Raw genomic sequence first — 3,187 nt, 5'->3', positions numbered from 1 at the left:
ATCGGGGCGGCAGTCAGACGGGGCATGAAGGCTCCGGTGAATCAGGGCGAGGCGTGAGCCTGTGGCCTGCCATATTCAGGCCGCTCCTGACTCGCCAGAACGGCTCCTGACGGCGGCTGGTCACGGCGATTGCCGCCAGACTGTGGCAAACCAGACTCACCCGCGCCGGGCCACCCATCAACGGAGTCGCCACTTCCGGCGAGGTGTACTAGGGAATGCCTATAGACGCATCCCAATGCCTTAGCTTGGCTATGGGTAATGCGGGCAAAACCCCGGGCGAATTTGGTGATCGCCCATATCGTTCCGCAATTGGATGCCAAAAAATGGCGGAATTCCGTGCCTGTCGTCCCAGTTTCGAGCGCGTGCTGCACGTGCGTGCCCGGGGTTTTGCCCCTATTACGGCTATGGTGGCACATTGGGACGACGCGGCAGCGGTCTGGGGCACAGGCACTCGCCGATTGGCTCGAGGCAGTGCCGATGTCGCTGTCGCGCTACACGAACATCCGAGAATTGACAAGAATCGCCCATGAAGATTTTCACCCTAATACTTGGTTTCCAACCCACCGTTTCTGATCAACTTCCATGATCTGAAAGAAGGGGGTAGGCTGCCGCGCGGAGGCGAAACGATGGCGTTGATCGGCTACGCGCGGGTTTCAACCGACGATCAGAACCTCGGCCCGCAGCTCGATGCCCTGCGGGCGGCCGGCTGCGGCGAGATCTTCGAGGAGTATGCCTCCGGCGGTAACCGGTCGCGGCCACAGTTGGCGGCGGCGCTGGCGCGGGTCAGGCGCGGCGACATGTTGGTGGTGGCGCGGATCGACCGGTTGGCACGGTCGCTGTCGCATCTGCTCGCGGTGGTTGAAACCCTGAGGGCGCGCGGGGCGCACTTCAAGTCGCTCGCCGATCCGATCGATACCGCAGGCCCGAGCGGCGTTCTCGTGCTGCAGATGCTCGGGGCCGTTGCTGAATTCGAACGGAGTCTAATCCGCGAACGGACGGTTGTTGGTGTGAAGGCGGCACGGGCGCGGGGCAGGGTAGGGGGCAATCCCGGGCTGCGAGACAAGGATCCGGTGGTGCTCGCCAAGCTCGCGGCCTCGCGGCACGCCACCAGGCTGGCGCGCCTGACGGCTGAGATGGAAACCTGGATGCCGGTTGTCCGGCGTCTGCGGCCGCAGACGGCCTGGCCGGAGGTCACCGTGGCGGTGAATGTCGTCCTGCCTGTCGGTTCCAAGACGTTCACCGAAAGCCGATTGGTCAGCACCGTGCGGTTTCTGGCCGCGGAGGGTCTGGTGGATGCGGTTGTCTTGGGCATGGCGCCGCGGCGCAAGCCGCGCAAGGGTGTCGCGGCGCGGCAACGGGCGTGTGATGCCGTTGCGGGTCTGCTCGCCGGCCGACCCCGGATTACGCTCGCGGAGATGGGTGTTGAGCTCGTGCGGCTTGGGCACCGGCCACCGCGTGGCGGCACCAGCTGGGCACCCGCCTCGCTGAACGCTCTGCTCGATCGCGTGCGCCTGGCCGGATTGGTGCCGCCGGGGTCGAAGTGGGGAGACAAAAAAGTGTGGGACAGTCCGGCAGAGCCCATGGTGATCGCGACATAGGACCACACGAGGTGGTATGCGCCCGCCTATGAATCCTTATACTCCTCATGCGCGGCCAGGCGTCGTTCCAGCCGACGATGCTGTAAGGAGGTGCCCATGCCCATCTTCCCCGACGATGCCGCTTTGGAATCTGTCTGCCGGCGCTACAGCATCCGCCGGCTGTCGCTGTTCGGCTCCACGCTGAAGGGCACCAGTCGGCCGGACAGCGACGTGGACCTGCTGGTGGAATTCGAGCCAGATGCCACGCCCGGCCTGCTTACCATGGCGCAGATCGAGATAGAACTGTCCTCATTGCTGGATGGCCGCAAGGTCGATCTCCGCACCGCCGGCGACCTCAGCCGCTACTTCCGCGACGAGGTCGTGCGCACCGCGGAGGCGCAGTTTGACGCCCGATGAAGCCATCCGCATCCGCCATATGATCGAGGCCGCGCAGGCAGCGCAGCAATTCGTCGCCGGGCGCCAGCAGGCCGACCTTGATACCGATCTGATGCTGCTGTTTGCCCTGGTGCAGGCCCTCCAGATCGTCGGCGAGGCGGCGGCCCACATTTCGGCGGCAACACGCGCGGCAACACCGTCCGTGCCCTGGCCCCGCATCATCGGCATGCGGCATCGGCTGGTGCACGCCTACGCCGACATCGATCACGAGATCGTCTGGAAAACCGCGACGGTGGAGATTCCCGCGCTCCTGCCGCTGCTCATGTCCCTTTTGCCCACGGACTGACCCATGGCCATTATCAATCAGGAACGTGTTAACCAGGCGATGGAGGTGCTGCGGGCCGGCCTCGCGCCATTCATCGAGCGCAAAGTCCAGGCCGCGATGAAAGCCGGCAGCGTGTCCATGGATGCGGTGCGTCGCTCTGCGGACGACCCGATGCTGGGCAACAAGCCGCTCTCGCAGTGGAATGTCGCCGGCCTGCTGAAGCTGACGTGGGACACCTGGAACGCCGTGTTCGCCCCCACGCTCGGCCGCGTTGAACGCTTCCTGGTGCAGGAGGTGCGGGACTGGCGCAACAAATGGGCGCACCAGGTGCCGTTCTCCGGTGATGATACCGACCGCGCGCTCGACTCCATTACGCGCCTGCTGACAGCGGTGTCCGCGCCGCAGTCCGACTATGTCCACCGGATGAAGATGGAACGGCGCCGGCTCATCTTCGACGAAAAGGCGCGGGCACAGCGGGCCACCAAGCCGGGGAACGTGCTGGGTCGGGCGGAGCCTGATCTGCTGGACGCGCTTTGATCCGTGATGTCCGAGGCTGTTTCTTCGGCTATTCGCGATGCTTGGCCCAACAAGACCACGGCTGAGCAGAGTCTGATGGGTGCGCTTCAGGATCGGCTGTCGGTTGGGCTGATCGCCACCCCACGCCATTTGCTCCGGACCTGCCGCACAACAGAGCCGTTGGCCGAGGTCGTTGCCCGGAATGACGAGGGATTCGATTACTTCCCCGTGACCGATTCGGCACACTGAGCCTGAGCAAGCAAAGCGACGGGTTTTGGGCGTTTTCTGATCACGGAATTTGAGGTTTGACAGAACCTGTCCCTCACGGATCGTGGCTGAGCCTTCCGGTCCTGGTGACGTATTCCTTGGTGAG

General features: G+C 64.5%; 4 protein-coding genes. All 4 read left to right on the top strand.

All coding sequences use genetic code 11. The features are described 5' to 3' along the window. Positions 1–626: 626 nt before the first annotated feature. The 4 genes from CCS01_RS16355 (at position 627) to CCS01_RS16340 (ending at position 2,835) form a co-directional block, all read left to right on the top strand. Positions 627–1,598 carry a recombinase family protein gene (locus tag CCS01_RS16355; protein WP_104519856.1) on the top strand — a complete coding sequence of 324 codons (972 nt, stop codon included), beginning with the start codon at positions 627–629 and terminating at the stop codon, positions 1,596–1,598. 96 nt (positions 1,599–1,694) lie between these two features. Beyond that, on the top strand, positions 1,695–1,994 hold the full coding sequence (locus CCS01_RS16350) for a nucleotidyltransferase family protein (protein WP_104519855.1): 300 nt from the start codon (positions 1,695–1,697) through the stop codon (positions 1,992–1,994). Continuing rightward, the gene (locus CCS01_RS16345; RefSeq protein WP_104519854.1) at positions 1,981–2,319 is read left to right on the top strand and encodes a HepT-like ribonuclease domain-containing protein; all 339 of its coding nucleotides are present in this window, start codon (positions 1,981–1,983) and stop codon (positions 2,317–2,319) included. The genes CCS01_RS16350 and CCS01_RS16345 overlap by 14 nt, the downstream gene beginning before the upstream one ends. Positions 2,320–2,322: 3 nt before the next feature. After that, positions 2,323–2,835, top strand: a complete 513-nt coding sequence (locus tag CCS01_RS16340) for a Swt1 family HEPN domain-containing protein (RefSeq protein ID WP_146101801.1) — start codon at positions 2,323–2,325, stop codon at positions 2,833–2,835. Positions 2,836–3,187: the final 352 nt, after the last annotated feature.

It is taken from the genome of Rhodopila globiformis (genome assembly GCF_002937115.1).
Classification (GTDB): Bacteria; Pseudomonadota; Alphaproteobacteria; order Acetobacterales; family Acetobacteraceae; genus Rhodopila; species Rhodopila globiformis.
This window is presented reverse-complemented; position numbering and strand designations above follow the sequence as displayed.

Coding starts and splice junctions, on each gene's coding strand:
- CCS01_RS16350 (WP_104519855.1), top strand. CDS start 1,695: ATGCCCATCTTCCCCGACGATGCCGCTTTGGAATCTGTCTGCCGGCGC.
- CCS01_RS16340 (WP_146101801.1), top strand. CDS start 2,323: ATGGCCATTATCAATCAGGAACGTGTTAACCAGGCGATGGAGGTGCTG.
- CCS01_RS16355 (WP_104519856.1), top strand. CDS start 627: ATGGCGTTGATCGGCTACGCGCGGGTTTCAACCGACGATCAGAACCTC.